This window comes from Montanilutibacter psychrotolerans (genome assembly GCF_003719825.1).
GTDB classification, from domain to species: domain Bacteria; phylum Pseudomonadota; class Gammaproteobacteria; order Xanthomonadales; family Xanthomonadaceae; genus Montanilutibacter; species Montanilutibacter psychrotolerans.
In genome coordinates, this window is sequence record NZ_RIBS01000005.1 from 403,344 (window position 1) to 423,920 (window position 20,577).

The window sequence follows — 20,577 nt, forward strand, 5'->3', positions numbered from 1 at the left end:
ATACGCTCCGGATGGACCGCGCGATCGCCACCAAAGGCATGGGGCAAGGAAGCATGGGGAGCGACATGGACAAGGCGACCCAGACTCCGCAGGGCGTCGACGACACCGCCCGCGCGACAGAACACACCGCCCCCCTCGACGGACGCCGTGCCGAGGAAGACGCGCTGATACGGCGGCGCCACGAACAGGTCGGCCTGCCGAAGGACTCGCCATCGATCGGGCTGGCGCTGTCGGGGGGCGGGATCCGCAGCGCCACGTTCTGCCTGGGAGTGATCCGCGCGCTTGCCAAGAATCGCGTGCTTCACCAGTTCGACTACCTGTCGACGGTGTCGGGTGGCGGTTACATCGGTGCGATGCTGGGCCGGTTGTTCGGGCCGCACGCGACGCCCGCCCAGATCGAAGAAGGCATCGACACCGACGGCTCGCTGCTGATGTGGTGGTTGCGCAGCAATGGTCGTTACCTGATCCCCACCGGTTCGCGCGACGTGTTCCAGGCATGGGCCGGTCAGGCGCGCGGATTCCTGGCGACCCAGTTCGAAGTGGCGGTGCTGCTCGCGCTGGCGTCGTGCGTGGTCGTCGCGCCGCACTTGAGCCTGCAGGTGTGGGTGCAGCACCCGGTGATGCGTGGCATTGCCACGTACTTCTGGTTCTGGTGCAGCCTGGCAATGGCCTGGGGCGCGGTGGTGGCGGCCCTTGGCTATTGGTGGATACGCGACGAGGAAGACACCGGCCGCAAGGCCGGACTGGTGACCACCGTCCTGGCGGCGGCGATGTCGGCGGCGACCGCCTGGTGGGCCTTCCGGCAAGCCACCGCCGGCGCGGTTACGGGCTGGCTGGTCGCGGCGGCCTTCATCGCGGCCATCCCGGCGTCGCAGGCGTTCGCGGCGTGGCACACCACGCCGGGCTCGCAGGGAAGCGACCGGGTGATGTTCACCCGCCATCTCACGCGCATGCTCGGTTATGCGATGGCGTTGGCGGCAATCGGCCTGCTTGACCGCATCGGTTGGTTCCTGGCCGATGTGGTGCTGCCGCAGGCGGGGTTGGCCGGCGTCGGCATCGGCGGCCTGGGCGGTTTGCTGGCGATCGTGGTGACACTGGCCCGGGTGGTCTTGCCGATGCTGCAGTCCCGCGGTGAGAAGCCCGGTGCGATCCGGCTGCCGGTGCTGACTCTGGCCAACCTGTTTGGCCTGTTGACGCTGCTGGTGCTGCTGGTGGGTTGGCTGGCGCTGTGGCAGTACCTGGTATTCCGCTCCGATGCGCCCGGCGCTGTGTGGCTGGCGGTAGCCGGGCTGACCCTGCTGTACGTGCTCACCTCCGGCGCGAACCTTCAGCAGATCAACCGCGCGTCGCTTCACCTGTTCTATCGGTCCCGCCTTGCGCGTACCTACGTTTCGGTGGGCAACTTCGCCCAGGAACCGGCGCAGGCCAACGAGCGCCGGTTCCCGACCTGGCCGCTGGCCCCCAATCTGCGCGAGCTGACGCTGTGGGTGCGCAAGGTGACCCAGCTCAGCCCCGGCGACGACATTGCGATGAACCACTACCGACCGCACGAGCACGGCGGTCCAATCCACCTCATCAACTGCTGCGTCAACCAGACCATCGACGACCGTACGCGCAGCTTCAACGCCGATCGCAAGGGCGTGTGCCTGACGGTCAGCTCGCTGGGTATCGAGACCGGAACGCGCCTGGACGCGGACCCCAGCATCGATCGCCTGAAGCGGACCACGCTGGCGCAATGGGTTGCGATCTCGGGCGCGGCGGTGGGCTCGGGGGTGGGTTCGATGACCAAACCCGGCATCGCCATCCTGTCGTTCCTCAGCGGCTTGCGATTGGGCTACTGGTGGACCAACCGCGTGGACCGGATACACTGGTCGTGGCGATGGCTGGGCAAGTACCGCGCGACGCTGCAGGAGATGCTGGCGCGCTTTCCCGGGCTGAAGTCGCCGGTCTGGTACGTGTCCGATGGTGGCCATTTCGACAACACCGGCGTGTACGCGCTGCTCAAGCGCCAGTTGCAACTGATCGTGATGGTGGATTGCGGGGCGGACCCCAAGTGCCTGTTCGCCGACGTCGAGAACCTGGTGCGCAAGGCGCGCATCGACTACGGCGCGACCATCCGCTTCATCGATCCGGCCAGCATCGACGGTTATCACCTTTCCGAGCGCCTGCGCGGGCGCTTCGGCACCCCTGACAGCGTGCTGCCCTGCCCCGGCACCGAAAACCTGCTGCTGGCGACGATCGACTACGAGCCCCATCGCAAGGGTGAGCCTGCCCGACATGGCACCTTGCTGGTGATCAAGCCGCGCTGCGATACCCAGTTGCCGCTGGATGTCGCCGGCTACGCCGACCGCGACCGTGGTTTTCCGCAGCAGGGCACCATCGACCAGTTCTTCGACGAAGCGCAATGGGAGAGCTACTACCAGCTGGGCCGTGTGATCGCGGACCCGATCGATGTGCACTTGCTGGCCGCCCTGCCCGACTGGGCGCATGCAGGAACACCGGTGGGCACAGGCGCGATCACGCCCGAAGAGCAGCGCGGCCTGCGCACGCGCCGGGATCGGTTCGGGACGGTGGTCCGATCGACCGTGGGCCTGGGCGCGGCTGCAACGCTGGTGCTGGCGGTCTGGCAGGTCTGGGATTCGCAGGCGAAGCAGTCGATCGAGTCGCAGCGGCTGTTTGCCGAAGGCAGCCGCGAACTGGCTGCACAGATTGTCCGCAACGCCTCGGACAAGCCGTACGACCCGGCCCTGGATACCGAGCTGCAACTGTTTGCGGCGGGACTGGACGACCGCCAGCGCGCCCGACACCACGAACTCCTCCGGGGCCTGGCCGAGGTACTTTGGCAGCGCTGCGCCGCTGTGCCGCAGCTCCAGCAGGACCGCTGCCGTTCGGCAACGTCGAAGCTGACGCGACGGGGGGACAGCCGATGGCACCGGTCGATGCGCGACTACGCGGCGTTGTGGCCGAGCGTTTCGGTGTCGAAGCTGTTCGATTCCGGCGCCCTGCGCACGGCCATGCGAACCAGGTCCACACACAGCGCGGGTACCACATCCGCGTCCGCGCCAGCGCCTGCGCCCGGAAGCGTGGCGGGCGGTGAGGCAACCAACAGCACCCCACAAATTGAATCGATGCACGATGGTGGCGATGCTGCGAAGCAGGCCGCCGAGCAAGCTACCGAGCAAGCCACCGCGAACGCCGTCGTACGCCAATGCAGCGAGAACGCCGACGGTCGTTCCACCGTCTACACACAGATCCATGACGAAGCCACCCGCCGCGACGCCAACGAAGTGCTGGGTGGCATCCGTGCCCTGGGCATTGCCGCGCCGGATATCGAGGACGTGGACGCCACCGCGCGACGCAACAACCGTGCACCGCCGTTCCGCTGGCCCCAGCCGACGTTGCTGTACAGCGGCCGCGGATCTGCCTGCGCGATCGCGCTGAGGCGGTGGCTGATCCAGTGGCCCGGATTCGCCGGGACCAAGGCGATTTCCCTGCCCCCGGCGTTTTCGGGCAAACCGGATGTCATCGAACTCTGGGTGCCGCCGCTCGCGCAACCGCAGGCAGCCTCCACGCCAGCCAAGACGCGCCCGGCGACCAAATCGATGGCAGGGACATGACGCCGGCACGACCTCAAGTCACCTAGGCGGCTTGAAGTCGCTTGCAAGCTGCAAGGCCATTGCTGCATGCCGAGCCCACGACAGTGCCCTACCTGGCGGGCCGATCACGACGGCGGCGAGGACGGCCGGGAGTGCGCCCGCCAATCACAGACTGGGAGCCGCCTCGAACGACAGGAAACCGCCACGCCCGCGTCCACGGCGCCATTGCCGCAGGCCGAGCCTTTTACGGTGACTTGCGCCGCGCGCCGCCGCCACGGTGAACCGTCGGGCCGGCGCGGCTACTTGCAGGCCTCATAGACGTGGTCGTGCAACAGCCGTCTGGTCTGCACGGAGACCTGCCGACTGCCCAAGTCGTAGAGCATCGCGTCGCGACGTCGGCGCGCGTCCTCGCATCCTCCGCGTGCGCTGACACGAATCACTGGGCCGGCTGCCTTGCCTGAACTGCCCGACCTGCCGGACCTGCCTGGTCGGCGATCAGTACCAGCCAGCCGCGACAGGTAGCGCGACTCGGCTGCGCGACGTTGCTGCTCTCGCGTCCGAGCGGCGGCCTGGCTCGGACTGGGTGGTGGATCGGGTACGGCGCTCCACGTGCGCGTCACCCGCGTTCCAGCGCTGCAGGGCGTGCTCTGGTACGCGACGACGTGGCCGTTTGGATTGGCGCACCGGTAGACGTGCTGGGCGGTGCCATCGGCCCCCAGCATGAGCAGGACGATCGTGGTGGTGGAAACTGCAAATCTGGTGGGAGTGCGAGTCTTGGCACGCTTCATGGTGTTCCCTTCCTTGGGAACGTCACTCTAGCTTTGGCGTCCAACGTCCGGCATCAGCCGTTGCCGCGACTGTAGGTAGGAATTTGCCTCAAAACTCCAGCGCGGACCGGCGTCTGTCCGCGAAGCCGCTCGCGGAGCCGATACCAATGGTTCAACCCGTGACGCGCAACGCCGCCGCCAGTCGCGCGCCGGCCCACACCAGCATCAGTCCCGCCACCAGCGTCAGCGCGAGATAGCCCAGCATCAGGCTGCTGCGATCGGACCGTGCGAAGAGCAGGCACTCAAGCATCAGTGCCGAATAGGTGGTCAGCGCGCCAAGCACGCCCACGATCAGGAACGCCCGCCAATACAGTGCGGACGGGCCGCGCCCTTCCAGCCAGACCGCGATGAAACCGGCGGCAAACGACCCAACCAGGTTCACCACGAGCGTGCCCCAGGGAAACCCCGTGCCCACATGCCGCAGCATCAGGCCGCCTATCGCATGCCGCGCCACGGCGCCGAGCGCGCCGCCCGCCATCACCAGCAGCACCTGCTGCCACCACAGCGAGAAGCCGGCAGCGTTCATCGCGAAGGGACTCCGCGGGTCGCATCCATGCCCGTCCGGTCACCGGCAGGCAGGCAACGCCGCGTCGTCATCCTGCCTTCCCTCGGCCCTTGCCGCCTTGACTTGCGCGAGCGGCATCGCGCGCCTCGCGCAGGCGGTCGAGCTTGTCCTTGAGTTTGATCTCGAGGCCGCGATCGACAGGCTGGTAGTAGACGCGCTCGCCCATGGCATCGGGAAAACCGGTCTGGTCGAGCGCGATGCCGCCCTCGGCGTCGTGGTCGTAGCGATAGCCCTTGGCGTAGCCGAGCGACTTCATCAACTTGGTCGGCGCGTTGCGCAGATGCATCGGCACGTCCTGGGTGCCGTACTCGTCGACATCACGGCGGGCGGCGTTGAACGCCGCGTAGGCGGCATTGGACTTGGCCGTGCTCGCCAGGTAGATCACCAACTGCGCCAGAGCAAGCTCCCCTTCCGGGCTGCCGAGGCGGTCGTAGCTTTCCCAGGCGTCGATCGCCATCTGCTGCGCGCGTGGGTCGGCCAGGCCGATGTCTTCGACCGCCATGCGGGTCAGGCGCCGGGCCAGATAGGAGCGGTCGCAGCCGCCATCGAGCATGCGGGCGAACCAGTACAGCGCGGCATCGGGATTGGAGCTGCGCACCGACTTGTGCAGCGCCGAAATCTGGTCGTAGAACTGCTCTCCACCCTTGTCGAAGCGACGGGTGCGATCCGCCAGCACCTGCGCCAGCGTGGCTTCGGTGACCTCGCCGCCTTCGTCGCCGGCAAGTTCGGCGGCGATCTCCAGCAGGGTCAGGCCACGTCGGACATCCCCGTCGGCGGCAGTGCCGATCTGAGCCAGTGCCTCGTCGGAAACCGTCAGCCCCTGTCCGCCCAGGCCGCGGACATCGTCGGCGAGCGCGCTGCGCAGTGCGGCAGCAATGTCCGACGGCGACACGGCCTCCATCACGTGAACGCGGCAGCGCGACAGCAATGCCGAGTTGAGCTCGAACGACGGGTTCTCGGTGGTGGCGCCGACGAACACGATCGTGCCGCGCTCGATGTGCGGCAGGAAGGCGTCCTGCTGCACCTTGTTGAACCGGTGCACCTCGTCGACGAACAACACCGTGCGGCGGCCCCCGGCAAAGCGCTGCGCGGCCTCGGCCAGCACTTGTCGAACCTCGGGCAGCCCGGACAGCACCGCCGAAATGGCGCGGAACTCGGCGTCGGCGTAGTGCGCCAGCAGCAACGCCAGCGTGGTCTTGCCGCAGCCCGGCGGGCCCCACAGGATCATGGAATGGACGTGCCCGGATTCCACCGCGCGCCGCAGCGCCGACCCGGGCGCCAGCAGCCGGCGTTGCCCGACCATCTCGTCCAGCGCGCGTGGCCGCATGCGTTCGGCCAGCGGCCGCAGGGCGTCGCGGTCACCGCCGAGCAGATCGTCGGACTGGGAAGGGGGTGCGGGGGGGCGCCTGGGCACGGCTTGCGGTTGCTCGAAATCGGGCGGAACACGATAGCAAGAGCGCGCACGCAGGTGCTGACGCCGCCCGCTGGCAAGCCGTCCCAAGAACGCGTTCCGCGCCAGCACATCGGGCCGAGCGGGGTTCAGGGGTGGTGAAGGAGCGGATCGATGGGCCGGTCGACGGGAGGATCTCCAGGACCAGTCGATACCGATCTCCGGCTGGTCAGGTCACCGAAACCGCCGGTTGCCCGGCAGCGTTTCGCCAGCCCGACCACGCGGGGTCACGCTCGCGGGTCAAGGCGCCAGACGGCGCCCGCTCAACGCATCGCGATCACTCGCCGATCACGTCCACGCCGCGGGCCGGCGTGTAACGGAAGGTTCCGGCCGGGAAGCTGGGATTTCGGTGCCAGCCGCTGAAGCTGATCTCGGTGCGCTGCCCCAGCGCATCCACCACGTCCATCCTGACCAGCGACGCGTTGGCGAACCCGAGACGCGCGGATCGGAAGCTGGCGTCGCCGCCCTCCTTCGGCGCCAGGGTGAGCCAGTTCAGGCCATTGGCGTTGCCGGCATCACGAACCACGTACTGTGCATCCAGCTTGCTCGGGTCGATCAGCGCCGCCAGCGGGCTGTTCTGCTCCTCGGCGCCCTGGGGGCGCTTGGTCACCTGCTGCAGGTCGGGCTCGTGCACCCAGACGTTGCGGCCATCGGCGATGATCAGCTGCGGGTACGGGCGCTGGTACTCCCAGCGGAACAGGCGCGGCGCGGACAGCGCGAGCTTGCCGCTGGAGGATTCCTTGAGCTTGCCGCTGGCATCGAACACCTGTTGCGAGAACTGCCCATCCAGCCCGGTCAGGCCACGGGTAAAGGTGTTGAGGTCGTCGCGGCCGCCGGCGAGGGCGTTGCCGGCCAGCAGCGCCAGCGTCAAAGTCGAAAACGTCGCGATCTTGCGCAAGCGGATCATGGAGTCACTCCTGAAGGTTTGTGGCGAGTCTGCAAGGCGCAGGCTGAATCGCGCGGCATGCGGACATCACCGGAGGCATGGCCAGCCCGACGCGGTTCAGCCGTCGGGACGGCGGGTCAATCGCGTGGGGGCGGTGGCGCGAGCACGCTGCGATCGCCGTTGTGTTCCGGCGCCGTCACCACGCCCGCGGCCTCCATCGCCTCGACCAGACGTGCGGCACGGTTGTAACCGATCTTCAAGCGCCGCTGGACGCCGGAAATCGAGGCCCGGCGTGTCTCGGTGACGATGCGCACGGCCTCGTCGTAGAGCGGGTCGGATTCGTCGCCGCCACCGCCGGATTCGGGCAGGCCGGTCGCGCCGACCACCACGCCGTCGCCCATGGTCTGCACCTCGTCCAGCACGCCGGCGATGTAATCCGGACCGCCGCCGACCTGCTTGAGGTGTTCGACCACGCGATGCACTTCTTCGTCCGACACGAACGCACCGTGCACTCGCTCGGGCATCGAGGTGCCCGGCGGCATGTACAGCATGTCGCCGTGGCCCAGCAGCGTTTCTGCACCGGACTGGTCGAGGATGGTGCGCGAGTCGATCTTGCTCGACACCTGGAATGCAATGCGGGTCGGGATGTTGGCCTTGATGAGGCCGGTGATGACGTCGACCGACGGGCGCTGCGTGGCCAGGATCAGGTGGATGCCGGCGGCGCGGGCCTTCTGCGCCAAGCGGGCGATGAGCTCTTCGACCTTCTTGCCGACGATCATCATCATGTCGGCGAATTCGTCGATGAAGATGACGATGAACGGCAGCGGTTCCAGGGGGCGTGGCGCTTCGCCAAGCTCGGCGTTGGGCTTGAACAGCGGGTCCATCATCGGCTGGCCCGCGTCCTGCGCATCCTTGATCTTCTTGTTGAAGCCGGCCAGGTTGCGCACGCCAACCGCGCTCATGAGCTTGTAGCGGCGTTCCATCTCCGCCACGCACCAGCGCAGGCCGTTGGCGGCCTCCTTCATGTCCGTGACCACCGGCGCCAGCAGGTGCGGAATGCCCTGGTAGACCGAGAGCTCCAGCATCTTCGGGTCGATCATCAGCATCCGCAGGTCCGATGCGGAGGCCTTGTACAGCAGGCTCAGCACCATCGCGTTGACCGCGACCGACTTGCCCGAGCCGGTCGTGCCCGCCACCAGAAGATGCGGCATGCGCGCCAGGTCGGCGACGGTCGGCCGGCCTGCAATGTCCTTGCCCAACGCCAGGGTCAGCGGACTGGCCGACTTGTCGTACTCCTTCGAGCGCAGCAGTTCGGACAGGAAGATCATCTCGCGCGAGGTGTTCGGCGTTTCTAGGCCGATCACCGACTTGCCGGGAATCACGTCGACCACGCGCACCGACTTGACCGACAGGCCACGGGCGATGTCCTTGTCGAGCGAGCTGATCTGGCTGACCTTGATGCCGGGCGCCGGCTCAAGTTCGAAACGGGTGATGACCGGGCCCGGGTAGGCCCCGACCACCTGCGCGTCGATGCGGAAATCCTTGAGCTTGAATTCGATCTGCCGCGACAGCGTTTCCAGCGTCTCGGGGCTGTGACCGGTCGGCTGCGGTCGGGGGTCGTCGAGCAGGGCCAGCGGCGGGATGCCGGAGCCATCGCCGACGTGGAACAGCGGGATCTGCTGCTCGCGCTTGGCGCGCTCGCTCTTCTCCATCACCACCGCTGCCGGAGGCGGCGCCTCGATGCGCACCGGCTCGCGCTTGGCGCGCAACTCGCTGTCGACCTTGCGTACTACCTCGCGCTCCTGGCGCAGCTCGCGAGCCTGCTGCCACTCGGTGGCCTGCTGGCTGCCGCGCCGGAACAGCCGGCTGAGCAACGGACCCAGCGCGAGCACCCACTGGCCGATGCGGTCCATCACCGCCAGCCAGGAAATGCCGGTGGCCAGCGTGATCGAGATCAGCAGCAACGCCAGCAGGAAAAGGTTGCCGCCGACCGGGCCGAAGCCGGTGTACAGCGAGCGGCCGACCAGACGGCCCAGGATGCCGCCGGCGCCAGCGGAGAAATCGGCAACCACGCCGATGCGCAATTGCAACAGGCCGGTGGCCGAAACCAGGAAACCCACGATGCCAATCAGGCGCAACGCCGGCCCGAGGTCGGCATCGCCGTCGCCGTCCGCGTCCATGCCGAACAGCGCGATCCACGCGATCGCGCCGAGCATGATCGGCAACAGGAACGCCACGTAGCCGCACAGGTACAGCAGCACGTCGGCGATCCAGGCGCCGACGCGGCCACCCACGTTGTGCATTGCCGCCGTAACGCCAGCCGATTGCGACCAGCCCGGATCGTTGGGCGAATAGGTGACCAGGCTGGCAAGCAGGTAAAGCAGCAACGGCGCGATCAGGATCATCGCGATGTCGCGCATCAGCCGCTGGCGCCGCGGTGACGGCGGTGCTGCCGCCGGCCGACGCTTCGTTTCGGGGGCCGCTGCTTTCTTGCGGCTTGCTGCGGACGCTTGCGCCACCGTGATGTGCTGCCTTAGCTAGATTCCGTTAGTCGTTGAATATACGTGAAAAAGCGGGCAAATGAGGCCGACTGGACGAAGCTGGAGGATACCGGACGCATTGCGCCCCTGCCCCCTGCCATGGCCCGCCGCACACCCGCCATCCACTGAAGCCCGCGGCAGCCGGTTGGGAACGGGGCGGCGCCGAACGGCTCCGCCCCATCGCCTGTCAGCCGGCTTTTCCGGATTCCGCGGTCAGACCTTCATGTCCAGCAGCGCGGGGTGCACCAGCTTGCCGGCATCGACGTTGATGCCGCGCGCCAGCGCCTGGTTGCTGCGCCAGCTGCCGTCGCCGGCCAGCTTGTTGACCCAAGGCAGGATCGCCGCGCAGATCGCCTGCGAGGAGGTCTGCGGCACGGCGCCCGGCATGTTGGTCACGCAGAAGTGGGTCACGCCCTCTTCGACGTAGGTCGGTTCCTTCCAGGTGGTCGGGCGGGAGGTTTCGAAGCAGCCGCCCTGGTCGATCGAGATGTCGACCACCACGCTGCCGTCTTCCATGCCCTTGAGCATCTCGCGGCTGAGCACGTGCGGCGCGCGGGCGCCGGTGACCAGCACCGCGCCGACGACCAGATCGGCCGAGGCCACTTCGCGTGCCACGACGTCGGCGTACGGATAGAGCGCGGTCACGTTGTTGCCCAGGCGCATCATCTGGTCCATGCGATCCTGGCGCATCTCGAACACCACCACGTTCGAACCGCCCGAAGCGGCCAGCGCGGCGGACGCACCACCGGCCTGGCCGGCACCGAACACCACCACCTTGCCACGTTCGGTCGACGGCAGGCCACCCAGCAGCTTGCCCTTGCCGCTCATGGGCTGGTGCAGCAGGTGGGTACCGACCTGAACGCCGATCTTGCCGGCGATGATCGACATCGGCGCCAGCAACGGCAGATCGCCGTTGGGCAGCTCGACGGTCTCGAACGCCACACCGGTCAGGCCGATGTCGAGCAGGCGACGGGTCAGCACCGGCTCGGCGGCCAGGTGCAGGTAGCAGAACAGCAGGTGGTCCTTGCGCAGCAGCGCCAGGTCGCCTTCGATCGGCTCCTTGACCTTGACGATCAGTTCGCCCTTTTCGTACAGCCCGGCCGCGTCGGGGGCAATCTTCACGCCGAGCTGGGTGTACTGCTCGTCCTTGAAGCCCGACTTGATGCCTGCGTCCTTCTCCAGCCACACCTCGTGGCCACGCTTCACCAGATCGCCGGCCGCGGCCGGAACCAGTGCGACGCGACCCTCGAGGGTCTTGGTTTCCTTCGGTACACCGATGCGCATTGCTGCCTCTCCGTTGCGGCGCAGAAAAAACGCCGCAATCGCGGCGCCTCCTGGCCAGGTTGTATGCGTTGTTGCAACTGGGACCACGCTCCGTCACGACGGTGAAGCATGTCGCGCCTTGTTTTGCCGGGGTGCCGCCGCCAAGCTATGACGCTCGTCGGGCCCGGGTGCGCTGCACCGCTGGCCCGTTCCGCGCGACGCCGCGCGCCCCGTTTCGGGCCCGATTATAACCATGACCCCAACCAAGCATTCCCGCCTCGTCATCCTCGGTTCCGGTCCGGCCGGCTGGACCGCAGCCGTCTACGCCGCGCGTGCCAACCTGCGCCCGCTGGTGATCACCGGCCTGCAGATGGGCGGCCAGCTGATGACGACCACCGAGGTCGATAACTGGCCCGGCGACGCGCACGGGCTCATGGGGCCGGACCTCATGGCGCGCATGCAGGCCCACGCCGAGCGTTTCGACACCGAAACCGTGTTCGACCACATCCACACCGCCGACGTATCGCAGCGCCCGTTCCGCCTGCGCGGCGACAACGGCGACTACACGTGCGATGCGCTGATCATCGCCACCGGCGCGACCGCCAAGTACCTGGGGCTGCCGTCGGAAGAGACATTCAAGGGCCGCGGCGTGTCCGCCTGCGCCACCTGCGACGGCTTCTTCTACAAGGAACAGGACGTGGCGGTGATCGGCGGCGGCAATACCGCGGTCGAAGAGGCGCTGTACCTGTCCAACATCTGCCGCAAGGTCTACCTCGTGCACCGACGCGACACCCTGCGCGCCGAGAAGATCATGCAGGACAAGCTGCAGGCCAAGATCCAGGCCGGCAAGATCGAGGCGATCTGGCACCACCAGGTCGACGAGGTGCTGGGCAACGATGCCGGCGTGACCGGCGTGCGCCTGAAGTCGGTGCAGGACGGCTCGACCCGTGAGGTGGACATCCACGGCCTGTTCGTGGCGATCGGCCACACCCCGAACACCACCCTGTTCGAGGGCCAGCTGGAAATGAAGAACGGCTACCTGACCATCCAGACCGGCCTGCACGGCAACGCCACGCAGACCTCGGTGCAGGGCGTGTTCGCCGCAGGCGACGTCGCCGACCAGGTCTACCGCCAGGCGATCACATCGGCGGGTTTTGGCTGCATGGCCGCGCTGGACGCAGAGAAGTACCTCGACAAGGAAGGCTGATGCCCACGGCGCGCATCGTTGGCGCGCTGTCCGATGTGCCTGCCGCGCAGTGGGATGCGTTGCACGACGGTCGCAACCCGTTCGTCGCGCACGCATTCCTGGCCGGCCTGGAGCAGCACGCGTGCCTGCGCCCCGAATGGGGCTGGACGCCGCACCACCTCACCCTGTGGGACGCCGACGCGCTGGTCGCCGCGGCGCCGGGCTATGTCAAGGAGAACTCGCACGGCGAGTTCGTTTTCGACCACGCGTGGGCGCACGCCTACGCCCAGCACGGGCTGGACTACTTTCCGAAATGGCTGGGGGCGGTGCCCTACTCCCCCGTGACCGGCCCGCGCCTGCTCGCGCGCGACGCGGTTCATCGTCGCGCCCTGCTCGATGCCGTGGCGGGAATGTGCGGCCGCGAAAGCCTGTCCTCGGCCCACGTCAACTTCCACGAAGCCGACGAACAGGCCAGTTTCGACGACACCTGGCTGGCACGGATCGATGTCCAGTACCACTGGTGCAACGACGCCGGCTGGCAGGATTTCGACGGCTTCCTCGCCGCGCTCGACCACAAGCACCGCAAGAACATCCGCCAGGAGCGCGCCAAGGTCGCGCGTGCCGGCGTGGTGTTCCGGGTGGTCGACGGTACACAGGCCAGCCAGGCCGACCTCGCCGCGATGCACGGCTTCTACCTGCGCACCTTCGCCGAGTACGGCAACCACCCGGCGCTGACGCTGCCCTTCCTGCGACACCTGGCCGACGCGATGCCGCACGCGCTGGTGCTGATGCTGGCCGAGCGCGATGGCGTCGCGATCGCCGGCGCGCTGTGCCTGCGCGGCGCCGATACGCTCTACGGGCGCTACTGGGGCAGCAGTGAATCCCTGCCCGGCCTGCATTTCGAAACCTGTTATTACCAGGGCATCGACTACTGCCTGCGCGAAGGCCTGACGCGTTTCGAGCCGGGAGCCCAAGGCGAGCACAAGCTGGCGCGCGGCTTCCTGCCGACGCTGGTGCGCAGTCGCCACTGGATCGCCGACCTTCGGTTTCGCGAAGCCCTGCGTGAGTGGTGCACCCAGGAGGCCGAATCGGTGCAGCACTATCGAACGAACCTGCTGAGGCACACGCCATTCAAGACGGTGGTCGCCGAGGCGTCGGCACCATGAGCCTCAAGGTGCCCTGGCTGGCGGCGCACCCGGACTCGCCGTTCCCACCGGCCGAGATGGCCTTGCGCGATCCCGACGGCCTGCTGGCGGTGGGTGGCGACCTGTCGCCGCCACGGCTGCTCAACGCCTATCGTCATGGCGTGTTTCCCTGGTTCTCCGAGGGACAGCCGATCCTGTGGTGGAGCCCCGACCCACGCACGGTGTTCCCAACCGACGCGGTGCGGTTGTCGTCGCGCTTCCGCCGGGGCCTGCGCCACAGCGACTGGGTCGTCTGCGCCGACACCGCGTTTGCCCAGGTGCTCGACGCCTGCGCTACCGCACATCGACCGGGCCAGCGCGGAACCTGGATCACCGACGACATGCGCGCGGCCTACCTCGGGCTGCACCGCCTCGGCCACGCGCATTCGGTGGAGGTGTTCGCCGGCGAACGACTGGTGGGCGGCATCTACGGCGTCGCGATCGGAAACATGTTCTTCGGCGAGAGCATGTTCAGTGGCGAATCGGGCGGGTCCAAGGTGGCCCTGGCGGCGCTTGCCCTGCGCCTGCGTTCGATGGGCTGGCCCTTGATCGACGCCCAGGTCGAGAACAGCCACCTTCTCTCGTTGGGCGCCCAGACCTGGCCCCGTTCGAAGTTCCTGGCGCATCTGCGCGAGCTGGTGGCCAAGCCGGGCGGGCTGATCGGGCCGTGGACCGGCTGGTTCGGCGAGCTGCCTGCCGCAGATCTCGCGTGACCGTGATGCCGAGGCCGTCGCGTCGGCGTACGTGGCGTCGATAAACCTCTTTGCGCCGCCGCCCGGTGCGTGGCACAATGCGCGGCTTCGCGGCCGAGGAAAGGCCGCCTTTTGGCAACACTCAGGAAACACATGGCAAAAGATGACGTGATCGAGTTCGAGGGCACGGTGGCGGAAACCCTTCCGAACACCATGTTCCGTGTACGCCTCGAAAACGGGCACGAGATCATTGCCCATATCTCCGGCCGCATGCGGAAGAACTACATCCGCATCCTGACCGGCGACAAGGTGAAGGTTGAGATGACTCCCTACGACCTGACCAAGGGTCGCATCACCTACCGCATGAAGTAATTGCGGTAACGCATTGATTAGAAAGGCGGCCAATGGCCGCCTTTTGCGTTCCCTGGATTTGAATTCCAGATCCTCGATTCCAGCCCCTCGACGCCAGATCCTCGATACCCGGCTCCTGTCGCCGGGCAGAGCGGCCCATTCCGCCCTGCCCACCTGGCTATCGGTCCGCGGCCCTTACACCGTCGCCGGCAGCAGTCGTTCCGGTTCGGCCTGCACGTCGAGCACCAGTTCGTTGTCCTGGACGTCGACGCCGACCCGGCCGCCACCGACCAGCTTGCCGAACAGCAGCTCGTCGGCGAGCGGACGCTTGATCTTCTCCTGGATCACCCGAGCCATCGGTCGTGCGCCCATCAGGGGATCGAAACCGTGCTGGGCCAGCCAGTCGCGCGCGGTCGGCGTGGCCGACAGCGTCACGCCCTTCTCGTGCAACTGCGCTTCCAGCTCGATCAGGAACTTGTCGACCACGCGCAGGATGTGCTCGAACCCCAACGCCTGGAACTGCACGACAGCGTCCAGTCGATTGCGGAACTCGGGGCTGAAGCCCTTGCGGATCACCTCCATCGCATCGGTGCTGTGGTCCTGCTTGGTGAAACCGATCGAACGGCGTGCCGCCTGGGCCGCGCCCGCGTTGGTGGTCATCACCAGCACGACATTACGGAAGTTCGCCTCACGGCCGTTGGTGTCGGTCAGCGCACCGCGGTCCATGACCTGCAGCAGGATGTTGAAGATGTCCGGATGGGCCTTTTCCACTTCGTCGAGCAGCAGCACGCAGTGCGGCGTCTTGACGATCTTCTCGGTCAGCAGGCCGCCCTGGTCGAACCCCACGTAGCCCGGGGGCGCACCGATCAGGCGGCTGACCGAATGCGGTTCCATGTACTCGGACATGTCGAAACGCACCAGCTCGATTCCCAACTGCAGCGCGAGCTGTTTGGTCACCTCGGTCTTGCCCACGCCGGTCGGGCCGGCAAACAGGAAGTTGCCGATCGGCTTGTCGGGATTGCCCAACCCGGAACGGGCGAGCTTGATCGCCGAGGTCAGCGTGTCGATGGCCGGATCCTGGCCGAAGATCACCATCTTGAGGTTGCGTTCGAGGTTGCGCAGCACGTCCTTGTCGCTGGCCGAGACCTGCTTTGTCGGGATGCGCGCCATCTTGGCGACGATCGTCTCGATCTCCTCGACATCGATCATTGCCTTGCGCATGCCTTCCGGCAGCAGGCGCTGGCGCGCGCCGGCCTCGTCGATCACGTCGATCGCCTTGTCCGGCAGCAGCCGGTCACCGATGTGCTTGACCGACAGGTCGACCGCGGCCTGCAGCGCGTCGTCGGCGTAGGTCACCCCGTGGTGCGCCTCGTAGCGTGGCTTGAGACCGTGCAGGATCTCGACGGTCTCGCCAACGGTCGGCTCGACGATGTCGATCTTCTGGAAGCGCCGTGCCAGTGCGCGGTCCTTCTCGAAGATGCCGCGGTATTCCTGGAACGTGGTCGAGCCGATGCAACGCAGCTCACCCGACGCCAACGCCGGCTTGATCAGGTTGCTGGCGTCCATCGTGCCGCCACTGGCGGAACCGGCACCGATGATGGTGTGGATCTCATCGATGAACAGCACCGCGCCGGGCAGCTTGCGGATCTGCGTCAGCACGGCCTTGAGGCGCTTCTCGAAATCGCCGCGGTACTTGGTGCCGGCGACCAGGGCACCCAGGTCGAGCGCGTAGATCGTGGCGTCGGACAGCACGTCCGGCACCTCGCCATCGACGATGCGCTTGGCCAGGCCTTCGGCGATCGCGGTCTTGCCGACGCCGGCCTCGCCCACGTACAGCGGGTTGTTCTTGCGCCTGCGGCACAGCACCTGGATGGTGCGCTCGACCTCGTCAGCGCGACCGACCAGCGGGTCGATCTTGCCGTCGCGCGCGAGTTGGTTGAGGTTGACGGCGAACTCGGCCAGTGCGTCGGCCTTGCCCTCGCCATCGCCGCTGTCGGCCGGGCGGACTTCGTCGCTGCCGGACTCGTGCGGCTCGTCGTCGCCCTGCTTGGCGATGCCGTGCGAGAGGTAGTTGACGACGTCCAGGCGAGCGACGTCCTGCTGGTTCAAGTAGTAGACCGCGTGCGAATCCTTCTCGCCGAAAATCGCCACCAGCACGTTGGCGCCGCTGACTTCCTTCTTCCCGGAGGATTGAACGTGATAGACGGCGCGTTGCAGGACGCGCTGGAAGCCCAGCGTCGGTTGGGTATCGCGATCGACGTCCTCGGGCAATACCGAAACCGAGGTTGCGATTGCCTGCTCGAGGTCACCCCTCAAACGCGGCGAGTCGACGCCGCAGGCCTTCAGGACGCTTTCAGCCGACGGGTTGTCGAGCAGCGCCAGAAGGAGGTGTTCGACCGTCATGTACTCGTGGCGCGCCTCGCGGGCGCGTTTGTAGCACTGGCCGATGCTGTACTCGAGATCCTTGCTGAACATGGGGGACAGCCCTCCGGAATGCCAATGCAGTCCTACATGGGGACGCCCCGTGGGTTTTCCATGACGCGTCACCGCCGCTCGAACTTAACGCCCAATGCCGGCTCTGTCGCTCCTGTACCTTCAGACGTTGTCTGATGGACTTTTAGGCCTTTTCCATCGTGCAGAGCAAGGGATGCTGGTGCAGCCTTGAAAATTCGTTCACCTGCGCCACCTTGGACTCGGCGATCTCGCGGGTGAACACGCCGCAGACGCCGCGGCCACGGGTGTGGACGTGCAGCATGATCTGGGTGGCTTTCTCGGCGGTCATCGGGAAGAAGCGCATCAGCACCTCGACCACGAAATCCATCGGTGTGTAATCGTCGTTGAGCAGCAACACCGAATACAGCGGCGGACGGGCGATCTCGGGTCTCCCGGTTTCCACCAGTACGCCGTGGCTGTGCTCATGCTCGGTCTGTTTGGCCATGGCGGCGATTATACCGGCGCCACCATGGACGACCGCGAGGTCGGCACGTCAGAATGACGGCACTTCCCGTCCTTTCAGAGGCCCGTGCATGCGCCTGTCAGCCCCGTTGTTCGCGTTGCTGTTGTTGTCGTCCTTGCCGGCAGTGCATGCGCAGGCGGCCGAAACCGCCGTGGCGCGATCGACGACGCCGGACGCTGGCGTCAAGCGCATCCTCGATAGCCTGGACTACGACTACGAGGTCGACGAGGACGGCGACTTCAAGATGACCTTCGAACTCGACGACGAACGCACCCAATTGGTGTACGTCATCTCCTCGGTCGAGGAGTACGGTTCGAACAAGATCCGCGAAATCTGGTCCCCCGCCTATCGCCAGGAAGGGGGACAGTTCCCGGCCAACATCGCCAACCGGCTGCTCGAAGAGAGCCACTCGGGAAAGATGGGCTCCTGGGTGAAGCAGGACGACATGGCGGTGCTGGTGATCAAGATCGCCGCCGACGCGAGCGCCGACGAGCTCGACGACGCGATCAACTACGCCATGTTCACCGCCGACAAGCTGGAAGCGTCGCTGACCGGCGGCAAGGACGATTTCTGACGTGAGCTACCGCGAAGGCCGCTTCTGGCAACCCGACGTCACCGTCGCCACCATCGTGGTCGACGCCGGCCGGCTGTTGCTGGTCGAGGAACGCGTGGGCGGGCGGCTGGTGCTGAACCAGCCCGCGGGCCATCTCGAACCCGACGAGAGCCTGCTGGAAGCAGCCTTGCGCGAGACCCGCGAAGAAACCGGCTGGGACGTGCGCCTGACGGCCTTCGTCGGCGCCTACCAATGGAAGGCACCGGTTAACCCGGACGGCAGCGGCGGTCGGCACTATCTGCGCTTCGCCTTTGCCGCCGAGCCGCTTGCCCACGATCCGGCGCGCACGCTCGACGAGGGAATCGTCCGGGCATTGTGGCTGACCCCGTCGGAACTGCAGGCCGAACACGCCCGCCACCGCAGTCCGCTGGTGTGGCGCACGGCATCGGACTTCCTCGCCGGTCGACGCCAGCCGCTGGACCTGATGCAGCACCTGGCATGAGCACCGGCTCCGCCCACGGCGCCCGCACGATCGTGGGCATGTCCGGCGGGGTCGATTCCTCGGTCGCCGCACTGCGCCTGCTCCGCGACGGCGAGCCGATCGCCGGGTTGTTCATGCAGAACTGGGCCGATGACGGCAGCGGCGACTGCCGGTCCGAAGACGATCGCCGCGACGCGGTGGCCGTCAGCGGACGGCTCGGCATCCCGATCCATTTCCGTGATTTTTCGGGCGAGTACTGGAAAGGCGTGTTCGAGCACTTTCTCGCCGAGTACGCGGCCGGCCGCACGCCCAATCCCGACGTGCTGTGCAACCGCGAGATCAAGTTCAAGCATTTCCTGGATGCGGCGCACGCGCTGGGATCGGACTTCATCGCCACCGGGCATTACGCCCGCGTCGAGCACGCCGACGGCGGTCACCGCCTGTTGCGCGCGGTGGACCGCAGCAAGGACCAGAGCTACTTCCTCCACCAGCTCGGCCAGGCCCAGCTGGCGGCCACCCGGTTTCCACTGGGCGACCTGATCAAGACCGACGTACGCCAGATGGCGCGCGATGCCGGCCTGCCGACGGCGGCCAAGAAGGACTCCACCGGCATCTGCTTCATCGGCGAGCGCGATTTCCGCGAGTTCCTCGGGCGCTACCTGCCCGCGCGAACTGGCGAGATGCGAACGCCCGCCGGCCATGTCATCGGCGAGCATCCGGGGGTGTTCTTCTTCACCCTGGGGCAACGCGAGGGGCTCAACATCGGTGGCGTGCGCGGCTTCGAACCGGCGCCGTGGTACGTCGTTGGCAAGGATGTCGCGCGCAACGTGCTGTACGTCGACCAGGGCATCGACAGCCCCTGGCTGCAGTCCCGGGCTCTGTGGACGGAAGCGGCGCATTGGGTGGCCGGTTCGCCACCGGCGCGGCGGTTTACCTGCACGGCGCAGACCCGCTACCGGCAGGCAGACGAAGCCTGCCAGGTCGAGGTTGGCGACGACGGAACATTGAAAGTGGAATTCTCACGGTCGCAACGCGCGGTCACCCCGGGCCAGTCGCTGGTGCTGTACGACGGCGACGCCTGCCTTGGTGGCGCCGTGATCACCGCCACCGATGCCGCACTCGAACAACGCCTCAAGGCTTCCGCATGACCGAACTCGGCACCCCCGAAACCCCGCCTCCCTCCCCTCGCGCCAGCCTGGTGTCCGACCGCGTGCTGGCGTTGGCCGGGCTGGTCCAGGCCCTCGCCCAAGTGCGCCGTATCGCCGATACCGGCCAGGCCAACGCGGCCGTGCTGGGCACCGCGCTGGATTCGGTGTTCTGCATCGACGCGGATTCGCCGGTAGCGATCTACGGCACGCCCGAAGCGCTGCGCTCGGGCCTGATGCTGCTTCGGGACTACTTCGGCAAACAGACCCGCGACGAGCAACTGCCGCGGCTGGCGCTGGCGGTGCTGCAACTGGAGCGTCGCTTCGTGCGCGACGACGCCATGGCCGGCCAGGTGCAGGCCGGCATCCTGGCGCAGGCAGCGGTGGCCCAGCGGCTGGGAAGCACCCACCCGGAAGTGCTTTCGGCGCTCGGCGCGCTGTACGCCCGGACCCTCAGCAACCTGCGCCCTCGCGTGCTGGTGCAGGGCAACCCGCACTACCTGGGACAGGCCAGCGTCGTGGCGGAAGTGCGCGCGGTGCTGCTGGCGGCAGTGCGTTCGGCGGTGCTCTGGCGCCAGCTCGGCGGCAGCCTCTGGGATTTCCTGCTGCGCAGGCGGGAAATGGACGCGGCGGTGCGCGCCCACCTGGCCTGAGCTCCTCAACGGCACGGTTGCCACGGGTCTCGTAGGGCGCATTAGCCAAAGGCGTAATGCGCCGGATGCGACGCGCGACGCAGATCCACCTCGGCATCCACGAATCCGGCGCAATGCCCTTCGGTTATTGCGCCCTTGTATCTTCAACCCACCAGCGATGGGCTGGTGATCCGGGGGCACTCGGATCGGTGCAGGGAGAGACTGTTTGCGCCCTGAGACTGCGAGTCTGAAACGTAGATGAGCTCCCTG

General features: G+C 67.2%; 17 protein-coding genes. 9 read left to right on the forward strand and 8 right to left on the reverse strand.

From position 1 onward, the window contains the following. The first annotated feature begins 65 nt into the window (after window positions 1-65). On the forward strand, window positions 66-3,617 hold the full coding sequence (locus tag EER27_RS12710) for a patatin-like phospholipase family protein (protein WP_190285784.1): 3,552 nt from the start codon (window positions 66-68) through the stop codon (window positions 3,615-3,617). A gap of 278 nt (window positions 3,618-3,895) precedes the next feature. Here the strand turns inward: EER27_RS12710 and EER27_RS17625 are convergent, their stop codons facing one another. From EER27_RS17625 to EER27_RS12740, 6 genes are all read right to left on the reverse strand, one after another. Continuing rightward, a complete protein-coding gene (locus tag EER27_RS17625) occupies window positions 3,896-4,384 on the reverse strand; it encodes a DUF4124 domain-containing protein (RefSeq protein WP_123088477.1) in 489 nt (162 codons plus the stop codon). 151 nt (window positions 4,385-4,535) lie between these two features. After that, complete coding sequence (crcB, locus tag EER27_RS12720; RefSeq protein ID WP_123088478.1) at window positions 4,536-4,949, reverse strand: fluoride efflux transporter CrcB; 414 nt, start codon at window positions 4,947-4,949, stop codon at window positions 4,536-4,538. A 67-nt stretch (window positions 4,950-5,016) separates the two neighbouring features. Then, window positions 5,017-6,315, reverse strand: coding sequence for a replication-associated recombination protein A (locus EER27_RS12725; RefSeq protein ID WP_223807324.1), 1,299 nt, complete (start codon window positions 6,313-6,315; stop codon window positions 5,017-5,019). A gap of 400 nt (window positions 6,316-6,715) precedes the next feature. Further along, window positions 6,716-7,345, reverse strand: coding sequence for an outer membrane lipoprotein periplasmic chaperone LolA (gene lolA, locus EER27_RS12730; protein ID WP_123088479.1), 630 nt, complete (start codon window positions 7,343-7,345; stop codon window positions 6,716-6,718). A gap of 116 nt (window positions 7,346-7,461) precedes the next feature. Continuing rightward, window positions 7,462-9,843 (reverse strand): DNA translocase FtsK, encoded by a 2,382-nt coding sequence (locus tag EER27_RS12735; protein WP_223807317.1) that lies wholly within the window; start codon window positions 9,841-9,843, stop codon window positions 7,462-7,464. A gap of 234 nt (window positions 9,844-10,077) precedes the next feature. Next, window positions 10,078-11,148, reverse strand: a complete 1,071-nt coding sequence (locus EER27_RS12740; protein ID WP_123088481.1) for an alanine dehydrogenase — start codon at window positions 11,146-11,148, stop codon at window positions 10,078-10,080. Window positions 11,149-11,380: 232 nt separating this feature from the next. On the opposite strand from EER27_RS12740, the gene trxB reads away from it, so the two are divergent. From trxB to infA, 4 genes are all read left to right on the forward strand, one after another. After that, window positions 11,381-12,334: a thioredoxin-disulfide reductase gene (gene trxB, locus EER27_RS12745; RefSeq protein WP_123088482.1), complete on the forward strand. Its 954-nt coding sequence runs from the start codon at window positions 11,381-11,383 to the stop codon at window positions 12,332-12,334. Continuing rightward, on the forward strand, window positions 12,334-13,479 hold the full coding sequence (locus EER27_RS12750; RefSeq protein ID WP_123088483.1) for a GNAT family N-acetyltransferase: 1,146 nt from the start codon (window positions 12,334-12,336) through the stop codon (window positions 13,477-13,479). The genes trxB and EER27_RS12750 overlap by 1 nt, the downstream gene beginning before the upstream one ends. Continuing rightward, window positions 13,476-14,210: a leucyl/phenylalanyl-tRNA--protein transferase gene (gene aat / locus EER27_RS12755; RefSeq protein WP_123088484.1), complete on the forward strand. Its 735-nt coding sequence runs from the start codon at window positions 13,476-13,478 to the stop codon at window positions 14,208-14,210. Before EER27_RS12750 ends, aat begins: the two co-directional genes overlap by 4 nt. Before the next feature lie 132 nt (window positions 14,211-14,342). Further along, window positions 14,343-14,561, forward strand: coding sequence for a translation initiation factor IF-1 (infA, locus tag EER27_RS12760; protein ID WP_031372296.1), 219 nt, complete (start codon window positions 14,343-14,345; stop codon window positions 14,559-14,561). Between the two features lie 174 nt (window positions 14,562-14,735). Here the strand turns inward: infA and clpA are convergent, their stop codons facing one another. Both clpA and clpS read right to left on the reverse strand, forming a co-directional pair. Then, entirely contained in the window at window positions 14,736-17,015 is a 2,280-nt protein-coding gene (clpA, locus tag EER27_RS12765) for an ATP-dependent Clp protease ATP-binding subunit ClpA (protein ID WP_123088485.1), read from the reverse strand. Window positions 17,016-17,157: 142 nt separating this feature from the next. Then, window positions 17,158-17,478 carry an ATP-dependent Clp protease adapter ClpS gene (clpS, locus tag EER27_RS12770; RefSeq protein WP_123088486.1) on the reverse strand — a complete coding sequence of 107 codons (321 nt, stop codon included), beginning with the start codon at window positions 17,476-17,478 and terminating at the stop codon, window positions 17,158-17,160. An 88-nt stretch (window positions 17,479-17,566) separates the two neighbouring features. Between clpS and EER27_RS12775 the strand changes: the two genes are divergently transcribed. From EER27_RS12775 to EER27_RS12790, 4 genes are read left to right on the forward strand one after another with little or no spacing between them, the layout of a single operon-like run. Further along, a complete protein-coding gene (locus EER27_RS12775) occupies window positions 17,567-18,070 on the forward strand; it encodes a hypothetical protein (protein WP_123088487.1) in 504 nt (167 codons plus the stop codon). 1 nt (window position 18,071) lies between these two features. Then, the gene (locus EER27_RS12780) at window positions 18,072-18,551 is read left to right on the forward strand and encodes an NUDIX hydrolase (RefSeq protein ID WP_123088488.1); all 480 of its coding nucleotides are present in this window, start codon (window positions 18,072-18,074) and stop codon (window positions 18,549-18,551) included. Further along, a complete protein-coding gene (gene mnmA / locus EER27_RS12785) occupies window positions 18,548-19,678 on the forward strand; it encodes a tRNA 2-thiouridine(34) synthase MnmA (protein ID WP_123088489.1) in 1,131 nt (376 codons plus the stop codon). Before EER27_RS12780 ends, mnmA begins: the two co-directional genes overlap by 4 nt. Continuing rightward, window positions 19,675-20,328, forward strand: coding sequence for a lysogenization protein HflD (locus tag EER27_RS12790; RefSeq protein ID WP_123088490.1), 654 nt, complete (start codon window positions 19,675-19,677; stop codon window positions 20,326-20,328). The genes mnmA and EER27_RS12790 overlap by 4 nt, the downstream gene beginning before the upstream one ends. Window positions 20,329-20,577 lie beyond the last annotated feature (249 nt).